This is a genomic window from Novosphingobium kunmingense (genome assembly GCF_002813245.1).
Taxonomy (GTDB): Bacteria; Pseudomonadota; Alphaproteobacteria; order Sphingomonadales; family Sphingomonadaceae; genus Novosphingobium; species Novosphingobium kunmingense.
In genome coordinates this window covers 71,173-87,504 of record NZ_PHUF01000002.1, presented here as the reverse complement: position 1 = coordinate 87,504, position 16,332 = coordinate 71,173, and the positions used below count along the sequence as shown (strand labels likewise).

At 64.9% G+C, this 16,332-nt stretch carries 12 protein-coding genes; 3 read left to right on the top strand and 9 right to left on the bottom strand.

Going from position 1 to position 16,332, the window contains the following annotated elements; all coding sequences use genetic code 11:
• Nucleotides 1-6 precede the first annotated feature (6 nt).
• The 7 genes from B0I00_RS00390 to B0I00_RS00360 form a co-directional block, all read right to left on the bottom strand.
• Nucleotides 7-840 (bottom strand): hypothetical protein, encoded by an 834-nt coding sequence (locus B0I00_RS00390; RefSeq protein WP_100865406.1) that lies wholly within the window; start codon nt 838-840, stop codon nt 7-9.
• A gap of 94 nt (nt 841-934) precedes the next feature.
• Nucleotides 935-1,342 (bottom strand): DUF1330 domain-containing protein, encoded by a 408-nt coding sequence (locus tag B0I00_RS00385; RefSeq protein ID WP_100865405.1) that lies wholly within the window; start codon nt 1,340-1,342, stop codon nt 935-937.
• Nucleotides 1,343-1,345: 3 nt separating this feature from the next.
• Nucleotides 1,346-2,944 (bottom strand): long-chain fatty acid--CoA ligase, encoded by a 1,599-nt coding sequence (locus B0I00_RS00380; RefSeq protein WP_100866402.1) that lies wholly within the window; start codon nt 2,942-2,944, stop codon nt 1,346-1,348.
• A gap of 34 nt (nt 2,945-2,978) precedes the next feature.
• Nucleotides 2,979-6,449, bottom strand: coding sequence for a DNA polymerase III subunit alpha (gene dnaE, locus B0I00_RS00375; protein ID WP_100865404.1), 3,471 nt, complete (start codon nt 6,447-6,449; stop codon nt 2,979-2,981).
• Nucleotides 6,450-6,529: 80 nt separating this feature from the next.
• Entirely contained in the window at nt 6,530-7,018 is a 489-nt protein-coding gene (locus B0I00_RS00370; protein WP_100865403.1) for a glutathione peroxidase, read from the bottom strand.
• The gene (locus B0I00_RS00365; RefSeq protein WP_100865402.1) at nt 7,015-7,704 is read right to left on the bottom strand and encodes an ABC transporter ATP-binding protein; all 690 of its coding nucleotides are present in this window, start codon (nt 7,702-7,704) and stop codon (nt 7,015-7,017) included. The genes B0I00_RS00370 and B0I00_RS00365 overlap by 4 nt, the downstream gene beginning before the upstream one ends.
• Nucleotides 7,697-8,938, bottom strand: coding sequence for a lipoprotein-releasing ABC transporter permease subunit (locus B0I00_RS00360; RefSeq protein WP_100866401.1), 1,242 nt, complete (start codon nt 8,936-8,938; stop codon nt 7,697-7,699). The genes B0I00_RS00365 and B0I00_RS00360 overlap by 8 nt, the downstream gene beginning before the upstream one ends.
• A 170-nt stretch (nt 8,939-9,108) precedes the next feature.
• On the opposite strand from B0I00_RS00360, the gene purF reads away from it, so the two are divergent.
• From purF to B0I00_RS00345, 3 genes are all read left to right on the top strand, one after another.
• A complete protein-coding gene (gene purF / locus B0I00_RS00355; RefSeq protein WP_408635188.1) occupies nt 9,109-10,596 on the top strand; it encodes an amidophosphoribosyltransferase in 1,488 nt (495 codons plus the stop codon).
• A complete protein-coding gene (locus B0I00_RS00350; RefSeq protein WP_100865400.1) occupies nt 10,593-11,306 on the top strand; it encodes an SDR family NAD(P)-dependent oxidoreductase in 714 nt (237 codons plus the stop codon). The genes purF and B0I00_RS00350 overlap by 4 nt, the downstream gene beginning before the upstream one ends.
• An 84-nt stretch (nt 11,307-11,390) precedes the next feature.
• The gene (locus B0I00_RS00345; protein WP_100865399.1) at nt 11,391-11,750 is read left to right on the top strand and encodes a PilZ domain-containing protein; all 360 of its coding nucleotides are present in this window, start codon (nt 11,391-11,393) and stop codon (nt 11,748-11,750) included.
• A gap of 6 nt (nt 11,751-11,756) precedes the next feature.
• Here the strand turns inward: B0I00_RS00345 and B0I00_RS00340 are convergent, their stop codons facing one another.
• Complete coding sequence (locus B0I00_RS00340; RefSeq protein WP_100865398.1) at nt 11,757-13,064, bottom strand: SAM-dependent methyltransferase; 1,308 nt, start codon at nt 13,062-13,064, stop codon at nt 11,757-11,759.
• A 123-nt stretch (nt 13,065-13,187) separates the two neighbouring features.
• The gene (locus tag B0I00_RS00335; protein WP_100865397.1) at nt 13,188-16,211 is read right to left on the bottom strand and encodes a TonB-dependent receptor domain-containing protein; all 3,024 of its coding nucleotides are present in this window, start codon (nt 16,209-16,211) and stop codon (nt 13,188-13,190) included.
• Between the last annotated feature and the right edge of the window lie 121 nt (nt 16,212-16,332).

Genomic DNA, 16,332 nt, shown 5'->3' with positions numbered 1-16,332 from the left:
TCCTTCTCAGTCGTGATGGATCTCGCTTCGCTTGACCTCAAGCGTCCAGAACACATGAGTGATCCGTCGTCCGCCTCCTGGCAGATCCATGACGAACACATCGGGCCGCCCCTTCGCGTCATCGTGAACGGATCGCCCCCAGTCGGCGGGGCTGTCGCCCGGATCGCCTAAGTCTTCGGCTGCTGGCCGGGGATTGCGCAAGTCGCGAATGCCGAAATTGGTCGCCACCGCAGCGGACGAGGTCGAGTAGGTATCGAAGTGATTATAGATCGCCGCCAACTGGTCGTAGTCATGCTGGTTGGGATGCTGGTTCGTCGACGGATTGCTGGTGTAATCCATGCACGTACCGAGATTGGGATTGCCGAAATTTTCGTCCTGATGGGCAAGACCGAAGTCGTGCCCGATCTCCTGGCATGCGACCAGCGCACGCCAAGCGGGCGTGTTGTAGGTGCCGCTGGCGAAATAGGTATCGTTAAGCTTGGTCGTGCCCGACTTGATGTGCCCTCTGGAATCCGTTGTGATCGACGCAATGCCCAACCACCCGCGCGGCCCGTACGCCTCGTTGCAGACCAGGATCTGGCCGCTGATCGCCGAGCACCGTTTGCGATTGGCGGTCGAATCTTGCGGTGTCAGGGCCAGATTGGAAGATTTCTGCCAGTCGCTGATTGCCGTGCTTACCGACGACGTCCACTGCGATGTGACGGAAACGTTGATCGTCAGATCGACCGGCCCGGACGAATTGGCCCAGTGGTAACTGCCCCAGCTATGACTGGCTAAGGCGGGCACGGCGATAAGTCCTGCGGCAAGTGCGGCGAGACCGCCAATTCGAGCAAGCGTCATGAGAGCAATCTCCCCGATGCGCGACCGAACAGGAGGATGTCACAAATCCGCGGTTATGCAATCCGTGGTGCACGCCTATTCGAAGCTGTCCCGTTTAGCCACGGAACCGGATCAGGCGACTGTCGGCGACTGCGGCAGTGCGGTGCGGGACGATATCGCGCACGTATTGCTCGTTCTTGACCATCGCCATGAAGGAGGCGCTGTCGGGATAGCCCATCACGAAGGCCTCGTCCCATTCGCCTTCCGGCCCGGTGACAACGCATTCCAGCGGCGCCTGCCACACCATGGCCGCGCCGTCCTGCGCGACGAGCCGCTGGAAGCCCTCGGCATAGATTGCATAGGCTTCGCGGCCCGTCAGTCCCATGCCGTGACTGGGGTGACCTTCAGGATAGGCGGCGAGATCGCGGAACTTGATCAGGTTGAGCATGTGGATCGGCCGGTCGCGCGGCAGGTCCTTGAAGCGCTGCCAGTTTTCGCGATCGGGATCGACGTAGGCGGTCACCGCTCAGGCGTCCGCCAGCCGATAGTCGCGGAACTGGTCGCGCAGGTCCTTCTTGCTGATCTTGCCGGTTCCGCCGTGGGGGATCTCGTCGACGAACTCGACTGCGTCGGGAAGCCACCACTTGGCAACCGATTGGGCAAGGTGCGCCTTGATATCATCGGCGGTGACCTCCGCACCCGGCTTCTTGACAACCACCAGGATCGGGCGTTCGTCCCATTTGGGGTGGAAGATGCCGATCGCCGCCGCTTCGGCAACGCCGGGGTGGCCGCAGGCCGCGTTTTCCAGCTCGACCGAACTGATCCATTCGCCGCCCGACTTGATCACGTCCTTGGTCCTGTCGGTCAATTGCAGGGTGCCGTCGGGGTGGAGGATGCCGACGTCGCCGGTGTCGAACCACTGGTCCGGATCGGGAGCGGCATCCTCTTCTGCCTTGAAATAGCGCTTGATCACCCAGGGCCCGCGCACCTGCAGCGCGCCCGCGGACTTGCCATCGCGCGGCAGTTCGACGGTGTTGTCGTCAAGGTCGACGGTGCGCAGCTGGACACCGAATGGCACGCGTCCCTGCATCTGCTTGATCGACACCTGTTCGTCGAACGAGAGATCGTCCCAGTCCCAGGTCTTGGCGCCGGTGGTTCCGATCGGGCTGGTTTCGGTCATGCCCCAGGCGTGGGCCACGTTCACGCCCATCTTCATCAGCCGTTCCAGCATGAAGCGGGGGGCGGCCGACCCGCCGATGATCGCGTGGCGCAGCGAAGGCAACCCCTCGCCCGTCGCGTCCATATGCTGGAACGTTGCCAGCCACACGGTCGGCACCCCGGCGGAGTGGGTCACCTTTTCGCGGTTCATCAGGTGGCACAGCACCGCCGCGTCGTTGACCTGACTGAAGACGAACCTGATGCCCGCCGCGGCACCCGACCAGGGCAGGCCCCAGCTGGCGGCGTGGAACATTGGCACCACCGGCAGCATCACGCTGCGCGCGTCGAAGTCGAAGATCGCCGGCTGCAGCCCGGTGATCGCGTGCAGCATGGTGGAGCGGTGCATGTAGAGCACGCCCTTGGGGTGGCCGGTCGTGCCGCTGGTGTAGCACAGCATGCAGGGGTCGCGTTCGTCGCCATCGGCCCATTCGGTCTGCCCGTCCTCGGCGCCGATCCAATCCTCGAAATCGCCATTGTCGAAGCAGATGTAGTGACGGATCGTGGTCCACTTCGCCTGCATCCGGTCGACGATCGGCTGGAAGGCCTTGTCGTAAAGCAGGACCTGGTCCTCGGCATGGTTGGCGATGTATTCGAGCTGGTCGTCGAACAGCCGCGGGTTGATGGTGTGGAGCACCCCGCCCACGCCGACCGCACCGTACCACGACACCAAGTGGCGCGAATGGTTCATCGCAAGGGTCGCGATCCGGTCGCCCGCAACGACGCCGAGTTTTCTCAGCGCCTGCGTCATGCGCAGCGCATCATGGCGGATTCCGGCCCAGTTGGTGACGGTTTCGCTGCCGTCGGCCCAGCGCGTGGTGATTTCGCGCGCGCCGTGTTCGCGCGCGGCGTGATCGATCAGATGCGTAACCCGCAGATCCCAGTCCTGCATTGCTCCCAGCGGGTGCATGGCTGCCGGCATTTCATTCTCCCAAGACTCATCGTCAAGCGACGAGCCTCAGGTTTGCCGAGCCGCGCCGCGCCGTCAGCACCACATTGGCAAGGCCTTCGACGCTTGCCAAGCGTTCTGCAAGATCACCGTCGATCTGGAAGTCGCGGCCTAGGCGAATGACGGGCTCGGTATCCCCCCCGGTGCGCAATGTGGCGACGACCTCGCCCCGGCCGGTGGCACCACCGACCAGCATGTCGCGCAGGGTGGCGAAGGCTTCAGCCCGCAACACGTCGAGCTTCAGCATCATGCTGGCGGCGCTTTTGACTTCGGACAACGGCCGGGCGCCGCGCACGGTGATGCGGGGCGGTTCGTCGGCACTGGGGGAATCAAGTTCAACCTGAAGCAGCAGGCAGGTCCCATCCTTCGCCCACTGGATCATCGGTTCGACCAGGCTTTCCTCGAAACACGAGGCGGAAAACTGGCCCGAGCTGTCGGAAAACTCGGCCATGACGAAATCCGCGCCGCGCTTGGTGCGCCGCTTCTGTACGCCTTCGACCATGGCCGCGATTACCGCCGGCATGCGTCCGCCGCCGGGCACGCCGGTCTCCATCAGGCTGACATAGGATCGCGCGCCATTGGCCGAAGCGACCGAATGCCACTGCGCCACCGGATGCGCGGCGAAATAGAAGCCGAAGTTCTCGCGCTCCTTCGTCATCTGCTCGGCCCGGCTCCACGGTTCGACCTCGTTCAAGCGCACCGCAGGGGCGGCGTGATCGTCGCCGCCGAACAGCGCGGCCTGACCGCTGTTGCGGCTCCGCGTCGCTTCGTCGGCGACGGCCAGCAGCATGTCGGCGCTGGCCATGACCTTGGCCCGGTTAGGCTCGAGGCTGTCAAACGCGCCGGCGGCGGCCAGCCCTTCCAGCTGGCGGCGGTTCATCGAACCCGCCGGCGCCCGGCGGAACACTTCGTCGAGGCTTTCGAACCAGCCGTGGGCCTCACGCTCGGCGACCAGTTGATCCATCGCCTTTTCGCCGACATTGCGGATGCCCGCGAGCGCGTAGCGCACGGCGTAGCCGTCATCGGTACGCTCGACCGTGAACTCGGCCTCGCTGCGGTTGATGTCCGGCCCTTCAAGTGCATACCCGTTGCGCCGCATGTCGTCGACGAAGACCGCGAGCTTTTCGGACTGGTGCATGTCGAAACACATCGACGCGGCGTAGAATTCGTGGGGGTAATGCGTCTTCAGCCAGGCGGTCTGATAGGCCAGCAAGGCATAGGCGGCGGCGTGCGACTTGTTGAAGCCATAGCCGGCGAACTTGTCGATCAAGTCGAACAGTTCGTTGGCCTTGGCCTTGTCGATCCCCGAAACCTCGCGGCATCCGTCGACAAAGCGCTGGCGCTGCGCGTCCATTTCGGCCTGGACCTTCTTGCCCATGGCCCGGCGCAGCAGATCGGCATCGCCGAGCGAATAGCCAGCGAGGATCTGCGCCGCCTGCATCACCTGTTCCTGGTAGACGAAGATCCCGTAGGTTTCGGACAGGATACCTTCGAGCTTGGCGTGTGGGTATTCGATCGGTTCCGCGCCGTTCTTGCGCCGCCCGAACAACGGAATGTTGTCCATCGGCCCGGGGCGATAGAGCGAGACGAGCGCGATGATGTCGCCGAAATTGGTCGGCCTGACCGCCGCCAGCGTGCGCCGCATGCCTTCGGATTCGAGCTGGAACACCCCCACCGTGTCGCCCGACTGGAGCAGGCGATAGACCTGCTCGTCGTCCCAGGGCAGCGCCGACAGGTCGATGTCGATTTCGCGCCGCTGCATCAGCTGCTGCGCCTTCTTGAGTACCGACAGCGTCTTAAGGCCAAGGAAGTCGAACTTTATCAGGCCCGTGTCCTCGACATATTTCATGTCGAACTGGGTCACCGGCATGTCCGAGCGCGGATCGCGGTAGAGCGGGACGAGTTGCGCCAGCGGCCGGTCGCCGATGACGACCCCCGCGGCGTGGGTCGACGAATTGCGCGGCAGGCCTTCGAGCTGCACCGCCAGGTCGACCAGGCGCTTGACCTCCTCGTCGGTGTCGTATTCGCGTTTCAGCTCGGCCACGCCATTGAGCGCGCGCGGCAGGGTCCAGGGGTCGGTCGGGTGGTTGGGCACCATCTTGCAGAGCCGGTCGACCTGGCCATAGCTCATCTGCAGGATACGGCCGGTGTCGCGCAGCACGGCGCGCGCCTTCAGCTTGCCGAAGGTGATGATCTGGGCGACGTGATCGTGCCCGTACTTCTGCTGGACGTAGCGGATCACCTCGCCGCGCCGCGTTTCGCAGAAGTCGATGTCGAAGTCTGGCATCGAGACGCGTTCGGGGTTCAGGAAACGTTCGAACAGCAGGCCCAGCTTCAGCGGGTCGAGGTCGGTGATGGTCAGCGCCCAGGCCACGACCGAACCGGCGCCAGAACCGCGCCCCGGGCCGACCGGGATGTCGTTGTCCTTGGCCCACTTGATGAAGTCGGCGACGATCAGGAAGTAGCCCGCGAAGCCCATCGTGTTGATCACGCCGGTCTCGAAATCGAGGCGGTCGAAATAGGCCTGCCGTTCCTCGACGCTGAGCTCGCCATAGGGCGCGAGCCGGGCATCAAGGCCGGCGCGGGCGTCGTCGATCAGCATCTGCGCCTCGCCCGCCTTGTCGCCGGCAAGGCTGGGCAGCAGCGGCTTGCGCTTGGGTGGGGCAAAGGCACAGCGTTGCGCGACAACCAGGGTGTTGGCCAGGGCCTCGGGCAGGTCGGGAAACAGTTCGGCCATCATCGGGCCGCTTTTCACCCAGGCGTGAGGACTGGAACGCGGGCGCTCGGCCGCGTCGACGTGGGTCGAATTGGCGATGCAGAGCATGGCATCGTGCGCGCCATGGAAGCCGGGATCGGCGAAATTGGCCGGGTTCGTCGCCACCAGCGGCAGGTCGCGGGAATAGGCCAGGTCGACCAGCGCGTCCTCGCTCGCATCCTCGACCGGATCGCCGCGCCGGGCGACCTCGACGTAGAGCCGTCCGGGGAACAGAGCCTCGAGCTTTTCGCACAGCGCCTCGGCCGCCTCGCTGCGGCCCTCGGCCAACAGCCGCGCAAGGGCCCCGTCGCCCGCGCCGGTGAGGCAGATCAGACCGTCGGTCCGGCCCGTGAGGTCGGCGAGAGTCACGTGAGGATCGCGTTCGAGCGGCCGGTCGAGGTGCGCTCGGCTGACGAGGTCGCACAGGTTGTTCCACCCGTCCTCGTTCTGCACCAGCAGGGTCAGCCAGTCTATCGCGTCGCCGTGTTCGCGGCCAACGGCTAGGCAGCTGCCGACGATCGGCTGGATCCCGGCGTCGCGGCAGGCGCCAACGAAGGCCATGGCCCCGTAAAGGCCGTTCTTGTCGGTCATCGCCACGGCTGGAAAACCGCGGTCCTTGGCCATCTTGGCAAAGGCCTTGGGCTCCACCGCGCCTTCCAGCATGGTGTAGCTCGAATAGACGCGCAGCGGAACGAAGGGGACGTAGGCCATCTGCGAAAGCTAACGCCCGCGCATGCGCACGATCAAGGGCAGTCGCCGGGCTAGGCGGGGAAAAGCCTGTGCAGCACCTTTCACAGCAGCTTTTCGATATCCTTTTCGAGGCTCGCTGGCTTGTCCTGCGGGGCGTAGCGCCGCACGACCTGGCCCTTGCGGTCGATCAGGAACTTGGTGAAGTTCCACTTGACCGACTTCGATCCCATCAGCCCCGGCGCCTCGCTTTTCAGCCAGTCGTAAAGCGGGGTCGCGTCAGGGCCATTGACGTCGATCTTGCCCATCAGCGGAAAGCTGAGGCCGAAGTTGACCTTGCAGAACTCGGCGATCTCGTCCGCACTGCCCGGCTCCTGCGCGCCGAACTGGTTGCAGGGAAAGGCGATGACCTCGAAGCCCCGGGCGCCATACTTCTTCCACAGCGCTTCGAGCCCGTCGTACTGCGGGGTAAAGCCGCACTTGCTGGCTGTGTTGACGACCAGGATCACCTTGCCGAGCTTGTCGGCAAGGCTGATCTCCTCGCCACTGGGCAGCGTGGCGGTGAAATCGGCGATTGTCTTGGCTTCGCTCATTGCAGCACTCCTTCGTGCAGGCGGACCACGCGGTCCATCGACAGGGCCAGGCGTTCGTTGTGCGTTGCGACCAGTGCGGCGCTGCCGGTGCCGCGGACCAGTTCGAGGAACTGGCCGAGCACAGTGTCGGCCGTCTTTTCGTCAAGGTTGCCGGTCGGCTCGTCGGCAAGGACCAATGTCGGGCGGTTGGCCAGCGCGCGGGCCACGGCGACGCGCTGCTGCTCTCCGCCCGAAAGCTGACTGGGCCGGTGATCGAGCCGCGCGCCGAGGCCGAGTGCATCGAGCAGCTCGGTCGCCCGCGCCTCGGCCTCGCCGCGCGTCTTGCCTGCGACCATCTGCGGCAGGACCACGTTCTCGATCGCATTGAAATCGGGCAGCAGGTGGTGGAACTGATAGACGAAGCCGACCTTGTCTCGCCGCAGCACGGTGCGCGCATCGCCGTCGAGCGCCGAGGCATCGACGCCGTCGATCTCGATCCTGCCGCCAAACCCGCCCTCCAGCAGGCCGACAGCCTGAAGAAGCGTCGATTTGCCCGACCCCGAGGGGCCAAGCAGGGCGACGATCTCTCCCGGCGCGACCGCCAGGTTGACCCCGCGCAGCACATCGATCCGCACCCCGCCCTGTTCGAAGCTGCGAGTCAGCAAGGTCAGCCTGACCACGGCATCGCGAAGCATCATTTCACTCATAACGCAGCACCTGGACCGGATCGGTACTCGCCGCGCGCAGCGCCGGATAGAGCGTGGCGAGGAAGCTGAAGACCAGCGCCATGCCGCAGATAACCGCGATTTCGAACGGATCGCTGCGGCTGGGCAGCTCGGTCAGGAAGCGGATCGACGGGTCCCACAGGTTCTGCCCGGTGACGATCTCCACACCGCGCACGATCGACTGGCGGAAGAACAGGAAGATCAGGCCCAGGACGAGCCCCGCGACCGTGCCCAGAGCCCCGATCACGAAGCCGATGGTCACGAAGATCTTGAGCAGCGATTTGCGCGAGGCGCCCATGGTCCGCAGGATCGCGATGTCGCGCGTCTTGGCGCGAACCAGCATGATCAGGCTCGACAGGATGTTGAACACCGCCACCAGCACAATGATCGACAGCACCACGAACATGGCCACGCGTTCCACCGCCAATGCTTCGAACAGACTGGCGTTGATCGTCCGCCAGTCGGTGACCACGGCCTGTCCGCCCAGTCGTTGCCGGACCGGCTCGAGGATTTGCTGGACGTTGTCGGGATCGGTCACCTGAACCTCGATCATGCCCACCGTATCGCCGGACAGGAGGAGGGTCTGCGCGTCAAGCAGCGGCATGACGACGAAGCGTTCGTCGTAGTCGTAGATGCCAATCTCGAAGATCGCGGCGATGTTGTACGAAATCTCGCGCGGGACCGTGCCGAAGGGGGTCGACTGACCCTGCGGGTTGATGATCGTGATCTTGTCGCCCACCCGGGCGCCGATGTTTTGCGCAAGCTGCGAGCCGATCGCCACGTTGCCGCTGTCCGGCGTCACCCCGGCGATTGAACCGGCCTTGACCTTAGGCGCCAGCCGCTGAATGTCGGCCTGGGTGTTGCCGCGGGCGAAGACCGCCTCGACCCGGCCGTTAAGGCTGCCCAGAAGCGGCTGCTCGATCAACGGCGAGGCGCGCGTCACATCGGGCGTCGCCTCGACCTGCTTCAGCACCTCGCGCCAGTTTTCCAGCCGCCCGCCATAAGCCTGGACAATGGCATGGCCGTTGAGGCCGACGATCTTGTCGAACAGTTCGGCGCGGAATCCGTTCATCACGCTCATCACGATGACCAGCGCGGCCACGCCCAGCATGACCGCGACCAGGCTGATCCCTGCGACCAGGGCGATGAACGCCTCTCCGCGGCCGGGCAGCATGTAGCGTTTGGCAATCGTCCATTCAAAAGGGGAAAGGATCAAGCAGGGGCTCGTCTGGTCAGGCTGGCAGGAGCCGCCGATGTAGGCGGGCAGGCCCGCAGTGGCAAGGCAGACCGCTTTCACCGGCGATCTGCGCCCGCGCCCTTGCTTTCGGACGCCGGAAAGGCCACATGCGCGCCCGACAGGGTGCTCATCGAGGCCAGGCGATACCCATGATTATGAATGACAGCTCGCGCGACGAAACGCCGTGGGATGCGGACGGCGACAAATTGCGCGAGGAATGCGGCATCTTCGGTGTCATCGGCACCAAGGACGCCGCCGCGATGACGGCGCTGGGGCTCCACGCCCTGCAGCATCGCGGGCAGGAGGCCTGCGGCATCGTCAGCTGGGACGGCCACGAATTCTTCGCCCGTCGCGGCATCGGCCACGTCGCACAGGTGTTTTCCGACCACGCGATCCTGTCCGAACTGCCCGGCGACATGGCATCGGGCCACGTGCGCTATTCGACCACCGGTGGTTCGGGCCTGCGCAACGTCCAGCCGCTTCATGCCGACCTTGCCCGCGGCGGGTTCTCGATCGCGCACAACGGCAACATATCCAACGCGATGCACCTCAAGGCCGAACTGGTGGCCAAGGGCGCGATCTTCCAGTCGACCTCGGATACCGAGGTGATAATCCACCTTATCGCCACCAGCCGATACCCCACGCTGATGGACCGCCTGGTCGATGCGCTGCGCATGGTCGAAGGCGCCTATTCGCTGATCTGCATGACGCCCAAGCGCATGATCGCCTGCCGCGACCCGCTGGGCATCCGGCCGCTGGTCATGGGGCGGATTGGCGATGCGACGGTCTTTGCCAGCGAAACGGTGGCGCTCGACGTGGTCGGGGCCGAATTCGTCCGCGAGATCGAGCCCGGCGAGATCGTCGAAGTGCGCCAGGATGGCCGCGTTTCCAGCCACCGCCCCTTCGGCAGCCATCCGTCGCGGCCCTGCATCTTCGAACACGTCTATTTCAGCCGGCCGGATTCGGTGATGGGCGGCCAGTCCGTCTATGAAGTGCGCCGCCAGATCGGCGCCGAACTGGCCAGGGAAGCCCCGGTCGAGGCCGACCTGGTGGTTCCGGTGCCCGACAGCGGCGTGCCTGCGGCGATCGGCTATGCCCAGCAGTCGGGCATCCCCTTCGGCCTCGGCATCATCCGCTCGCACTACGTCGGGCGCACCTTCATCCAGCCGTCGGACGGCGCGCGCCACGCCGACGTGAAGCGCAAGCACAACGCCAACCGCGCGCTGGTCCAAGGCAAGCGCATCGTGCTGATCGACGATTCGATCGTGCGCGGCACCACATCGATGAAGATCGTGCAGATGATGCGCGATGCCGGCGCCAAGGAAGTGCATTTCCGGGTCGCCAGCCCGCCGACCAACAACAGCTGCTACTACGGGGTCGACACGCCCGAGCGGCACAAGCTGCTCGCCGCGCGGATGAGCGTGCCCGAAATGGCCGAGTTCATCCAGGCCGACAGCCTCGCCTTCGTCTCGATCGACGGGCTTTACCGTGCGGTGGGCGAAAATCAGCGCAACTCCGCTTGCCCGCAGCACTGCGACGCCTGCTTTACCGGCGACTATCCGACCCGGCTTACCGACCTGGGTGAGCGCGAGGCGGACGAGGATCAGCTTCCTCTGGCGGTCGGCAAGGTCGCATGACTGACCTCACTGGCAGGATCGCGCTCGTCACCGGGGCGAGCAAGGGGATTGGCGCGGCCGTGGCCGAGGCCCTGGCCGCCGCCGGCGCCCACGTTGTCCTGACTGCGCGCGACACCACGAAGCTCGAAGCCATCGAAGAGCGGATCTTCGAGGCCGGCGGCGCGGCGACGATAGCGCCGGTCGACCTGACCGACGCCGATTCCATCGCGCGACTGGCCAACGCCCTGGCCGGACGCTGGCCGTCGATTGACATACTGGTCCATGGCGCAGCGGTCCTGCCCGAGCTGACAGCGGTCAAGGATATCGACCAGGTCGCCCTAAGCCGCGCGCTGACGGTCAACCTGCTCGCAACCCAGGCGCTCATCGCACGCTTCGATCCGCTGCTGCGCAAGGCGGTCGATCCACGGCTCGTCTATCTGACGACCAGCGTCGCGACGGCGCCCCGCGCCTATTGGGGAGCCTACGCCGCCAGCAAGGCGGCAGCCGAGGTGCTGGTCGACTGTTACGCGCAGGAAACCTGCAATATCAGTTCGTTGAAGGTCGCGATCGTCGATCCAGGCGCGACCCGCACAGACATGCGTGCGCGGGCCTATCCGGGCGAAGACCCGGCTTCGGTGAAGCCGGCGTCAGTCGTTGCGGACCGCATCGTCGCGTTACTTGGTGAACAGATCGCCAGCCCGCACCGCGAACGCGTTAACCATTCCTCCTAAAGCCTCGGCAACCGCAACCCTCCATACCATGTAAGGCGTATCGGACCGGATTTACGGTCATGCTTGCAGTGAGGGGCGCACGACATGAACGAATATTTGCTGGGCACTCGGGACTCGTACTTCACGGCCGCGCAGGAAGACCGTTCGGCGCCGCGGACGCGCATCAACATTCCAGCGACCATGCGCATTTCGGGGGCCCGTGGCTTCCAGACGGTGGTCCACGACCTGTCGTTGAGCGGGTTCTGCGCCGCGGCGGTCAACCGCCTTCAGCCGGGCACCGTATGCTGGCTGACCCTGCCGGGCCTCGAAAGCCTGCAGGCCGAAGTGATCTGGTGGGACAACAGCCTGGCCGGTTGCGCCTTCGACAACCTGCTGAGCCCGATCGTTCACGACAACATCCTCACCCGCTTTCGCGGTGGCAGCCAGTTCCGCCCGGTCGCCTGACGGCGATCAGGCCGGCTTGATCAGCGTGACCTGCGCGACGTCGATCAGGCCGCCGCGGAAGCCGCCTTCGCAATACATCAGGTAGAACCGCCAGAGGCGGATGAAACGGTCATCGAAACCGTCGGGAATGGCACCGCTTGCCACCGCCTCGTCGAAGTTCATCCGCCACAGATAGAGCGTTTCGGCGTAGTCGAGACCGAAATCGTGCTGGTCGGTCCATTGCAGACCGCGCTCGGCCGCAAGGGCGCGGAAGGCGCTCTCGCTGACCAGCATCCCGCCCGGGAAAATATAGGTCTGGATGAAGTCCGATCCGCGCGAATAGGCCGGGAACACGCGGTCGTCGATCGCGATATATTGCAGAACCGCGCGTCCGCCGGGTTTCAGGTTGCGATCGAGGCAATCGAAGAAATCGGGCCAGTATTCCTGCCCCACCGCCTCGACCATTTCGACACTGACCACGGCGTCGAAGGTGCCCGCCATGTCACGGTAGTCCTGCTTGCGGTAGTCGAACGAACCGGCCGTCAGCTTCCAGTGCTCGCGCGCCCAGGCGATCTGTTCGTCAGACAGGCTCAGCCCCACCACGTCGGCGTCGTACTTTTCGGCCAGGAACGCGGCCAGCGTGCCCCACCCCGCCCCGATCTCGAGCAGCCGGTCACCTTGGCGCAAGGCCAACCGCCGATCGATCGCATCGCACTTGCGATTCTGTCCGATGCTCAGTTCGGAAAAGAACTGGTGCAGGTTGCGCGGACGGTTCGGTTCGTCTTCGTCAAGATCGTCGCCGAAGATGGCGCTGGAATAGATCATCGTGGGATCGAGCCAGGCGGCGTAGAAATCGTTGCCGAGATCGTAATGGGCGTGAATGTTGCGCGCCGCGCCGCCGCGGCTGTTGCGGTTGAGACGGTGGATCAGCCGCCCGACCCAGCGCCACGGGCCATGCGATCGCGCCGCATCGCCCAGCGGGACGGCGTTGGCGCAGAACAGCGCAAACAGCGTGACCGGATCGGGGCTGGACCAGTCGCCCGCCTCCCAGCCCTGGTAGCAGCCGACCGAGCCTGCCGTGGCCAGGCGCAGCAACGCGCGCCAGTCGTGTACGGTAACCTCCGCCTCGAAGCCGGGCGCGCGGCCGCCGAGCTGGCGGATCGTCCCGTCGGGCAGACCGACGCGAACGAGGCCCTGCTCCAGCCCCGCGTCTACCCGGTCGAGCAGGCGGTTGAAGCCGCCCGCCCACAGCCGCCCGAGCCAGCGCGGCACCAGAGCCAGCGCCGATCCACCCTCGACAAGCGTCTTCCCGCGGTGCGCCTCGTGAACCGTCATGGCGGGCTTATGAACGGGCCGCATGGCACGGGCAATCGGATAGCCTCTGTCTTCCCCAGACCATCGGACAAAAAAATGGGGCGACCCAACGGCCGCCCCATGGATTGTCGCTGTTCGCCAGCCTCAGAACTTGACCTCTGCGGCAACCGTGAACGACCTCCCGCGCGGATCCGCAACGCGCGGCTCCCACGAACTGCCGGTGCCGGTGTCGGTGTCATAGGTGATCGCAAACGGCGGATCGGCGTTGAACAGGTTCCGCACGCCAAGCGTGAGCTGGAAGTTCTCGTCGATGCGCTGCGTGGCCGAGAGGTTGTAGATATGGTACGCCTTGACGCGATCGTTGTAGTCGGGACGTGTCGCGCTGACGTTCGGGCTGGTGATCCGCGGTAGCCAGCCGTTGGCATAGCCGCCACGATAGATCTGCGAGAACGACAGGGTAAAGTCATCCTTGGTGAAGCTGATCCAGGCGTTGTGCTTCCACTTGATCCCGATATCGCCGGTCAGCGAATAGACGCCGCGCAGGTTCGTATAGGGCAGGTTCGGCAGCAGCTTTTCCTTCTTCGTCAGGAGCAGAGTGCCATCGAAACCGGCGGAAAGCGTCCCGGCAGCGGCATCGAACGCCGCGCGGCCAGAAAAGTCGATCCCGCTGGTCCGGCGCGAACCGAAATTGCCGGTTCGAAGATCGACCAGCGTGATGATCCCGTTCGTGCGTTCGATGCGTTCGGGGAAGGCCGCGATGTTGGCGAACAACTGGGTCAGCGTGATCGAGCCGATCACGTTGTCGACGGCGATGTTCCAGTAGTCGGCCGACAGGCTGAACCGCGAGGTCGGCCGAAGGACGATGCCGGCGCTGAACTGCTCGGACGTCTCGGGTCCGAGATTGCGATTGCCGCCGTTGATCGAATCCGGATTGATCTGGTTGCAGCCCGGCGTGACGTTCACTGACCCACCGGCGGGACAGGTCGTCGGATCGGTCAGACCCCCGCCCGGGTTGGGCGTCTGGGTCACCCCATTGAAGATCTGGTTGAAGGTCGGCACCCGGAAGCCGGTGCCATAGGATCCGCGTATCATCAGCCAGTCGACCGGTTCGAACTTCGCGGTGACCTTGGGGTTCACGGTGCTCCCGAAACCGGTGTAATCGTCGACCCGAACGGCGCCGGTTATCTCGAAGGAATCGATCACCGGAACCAGCACTTCGGCATAGGCGGCCTTCACGTCCCGCGTGACCTTGGAGAACTGGTTCGCATTGTCGAACGCGACATTGAAGATGTCGGGCGATCTGAGTTGGTCGCCGGCAACCGACCCGTCGAAACCATAGCCTTCACGGCGATAATCGGCACCCACGGCAATCTTGACCGTGCCGCCGGGCAGTTCGAACAGATCGCCGGTCACAGCGGCGTCGGCCTGCCACAGGGTATATTTGCCGCCGTAGAGCCGGGTGCCCTTTGCCGAGACCGCTTCAAGCGCAGCCAGCGCCTGGGGCGTCTGAACGATGGAAAAGGGATTGAGGATGCCGCTGTTGAGCAGGCCGACGATGCCCGGTGCCGTGGCGCCCGGCGCGGTCGGTGCGCGCGGATCGGCCTGACCGGCAAGCGTTGCGCCGGTTCCGGAGGCGACGGCTGCGGCATTGCTGGGGAACACGCCGCGGTAATGGTAGCCCGAACCCAGGATCGAGGTGGCCTGGCTTTCCGCATAGCCGCCACCGATGCGGTATTCCCAGTTGTCCGTGATCGGGCCTTCAAGCCCGATCGCGGCACGGAAAGTCTTTGTATCGGTCGTGTATTCGCGGTTGCCGCAGGCAACGCAGCGCCAGCGGTAGGCGATCGGCAATCCGTATCGCCCGTTGGCATCAACGGTGCGGTCGCCAACCGCGCCCAGGCCGGGCAACACCGCGGCCAGCCGGTCATAGATGTCGTTGTATGTCGCGGCGGTCAGGGAATTGAGCGGGTAGGCGATGGGAAGCGAGGTGTTGTTCGCTGAATACTGGTTGTTCGAGAACAGCTTGCTCGAGTGGGCCTTGGACCCGGTCACTTCGGCAAACAGCTCGTGATCGCCCAGTCGCGCCGTTGCACGGCCGTAGTAGGTCAGGGTATCGATCGGTTGCTGAAGGGTAACCGCACGACCCGTGTCCCAGGCGCAGGCCAGAGCCGCGCCGGGGGTGACCCATAGCACTTCGTCGTATGCCATCCCACCGGCCATCGAATCGCAACCGGCGCCGCCGGGCAGATCGAGAACGTTGACCCCGCCGTTCATCCGGACGCCATTGACGGTCAGGTTGGTCAACGTCCCCGTCGTGTTCCCCAACAAGGTACCGCCCCCCGTGATGCCGATACCCGTCGCGGGCGGGTTGAGCGGGAAGGCAGTCGCGATCGGCGTGCCGCGGGTGTCGATCGACAGCCCCCGGCTTGGCTGGTTGCCGTTCACGAAATCGCGGTCCTTGCCGAACAGCGCGCCGTTCCAGCTCTTGCTGACCGAGGCCATGACGTTGAAGCCCTGGTTATCCAGATCACCGAAACCGACCGTGCCCGAAAGACGGCGCATCGGGCTGTCCCCTTCCTCCGTAATATCGTAGAAACCGGTCAGGTCGATGCCGCGGAAGTTCTTCTTGGTGATGAAGTTGATGACCCCGCCGATCGCGTCGGTGCCGTAGATCGCCGAAGCCCCGTCCTTGAGGATTTCGACCCGCTCTATTGCCGCCAGGGGGACCTGGTTGACGTCGACAGCCGCCCCGGACAGCCCGTGGGCCGCGACACGCCGGCCGTTGAGCAGGACCAGCGTGGACGATGGCCCCTGGCCGCGGAGATTGGCAGACGAAAGCCCGTTCGCGCCGCGCCCTGCGCCGCTGATGACGTCGGAGTTCGAGGCCAGATTGTCAGCGCCGTTGCCGTTCGAGGCGAGGAACGAAATCAGCTGTTCGGGATTGCTGATCCCTTCGCGGCTGAGATCGTCGGGCGTGACGATCTGAAGCGGCAGAGCGGACTTGGCCGGGTCCTGGCGAATGCGCGAGCCGGTCACGACGATGCCGTCCTTATCGTCGGCTTGCGCGGTGTCCGGCGTCGAAATGTCCTGGGCCTGAGCCGCACCGGCCAGGGCCCCAAGCGAAATGCCACCAAGGCACGCTGCGCGAAGCAGTTTGCGAACGATCATGATTACCCCCCTTGTCCGTCAGCCACCGGGCCTGACGGCGACCGGGGCTTCGAATACAAAGACTATCAAAAGCTTGAGGCTTGGCTAGGCGAAAGGCGACAGGCCGGTGACAGCGGTGCAT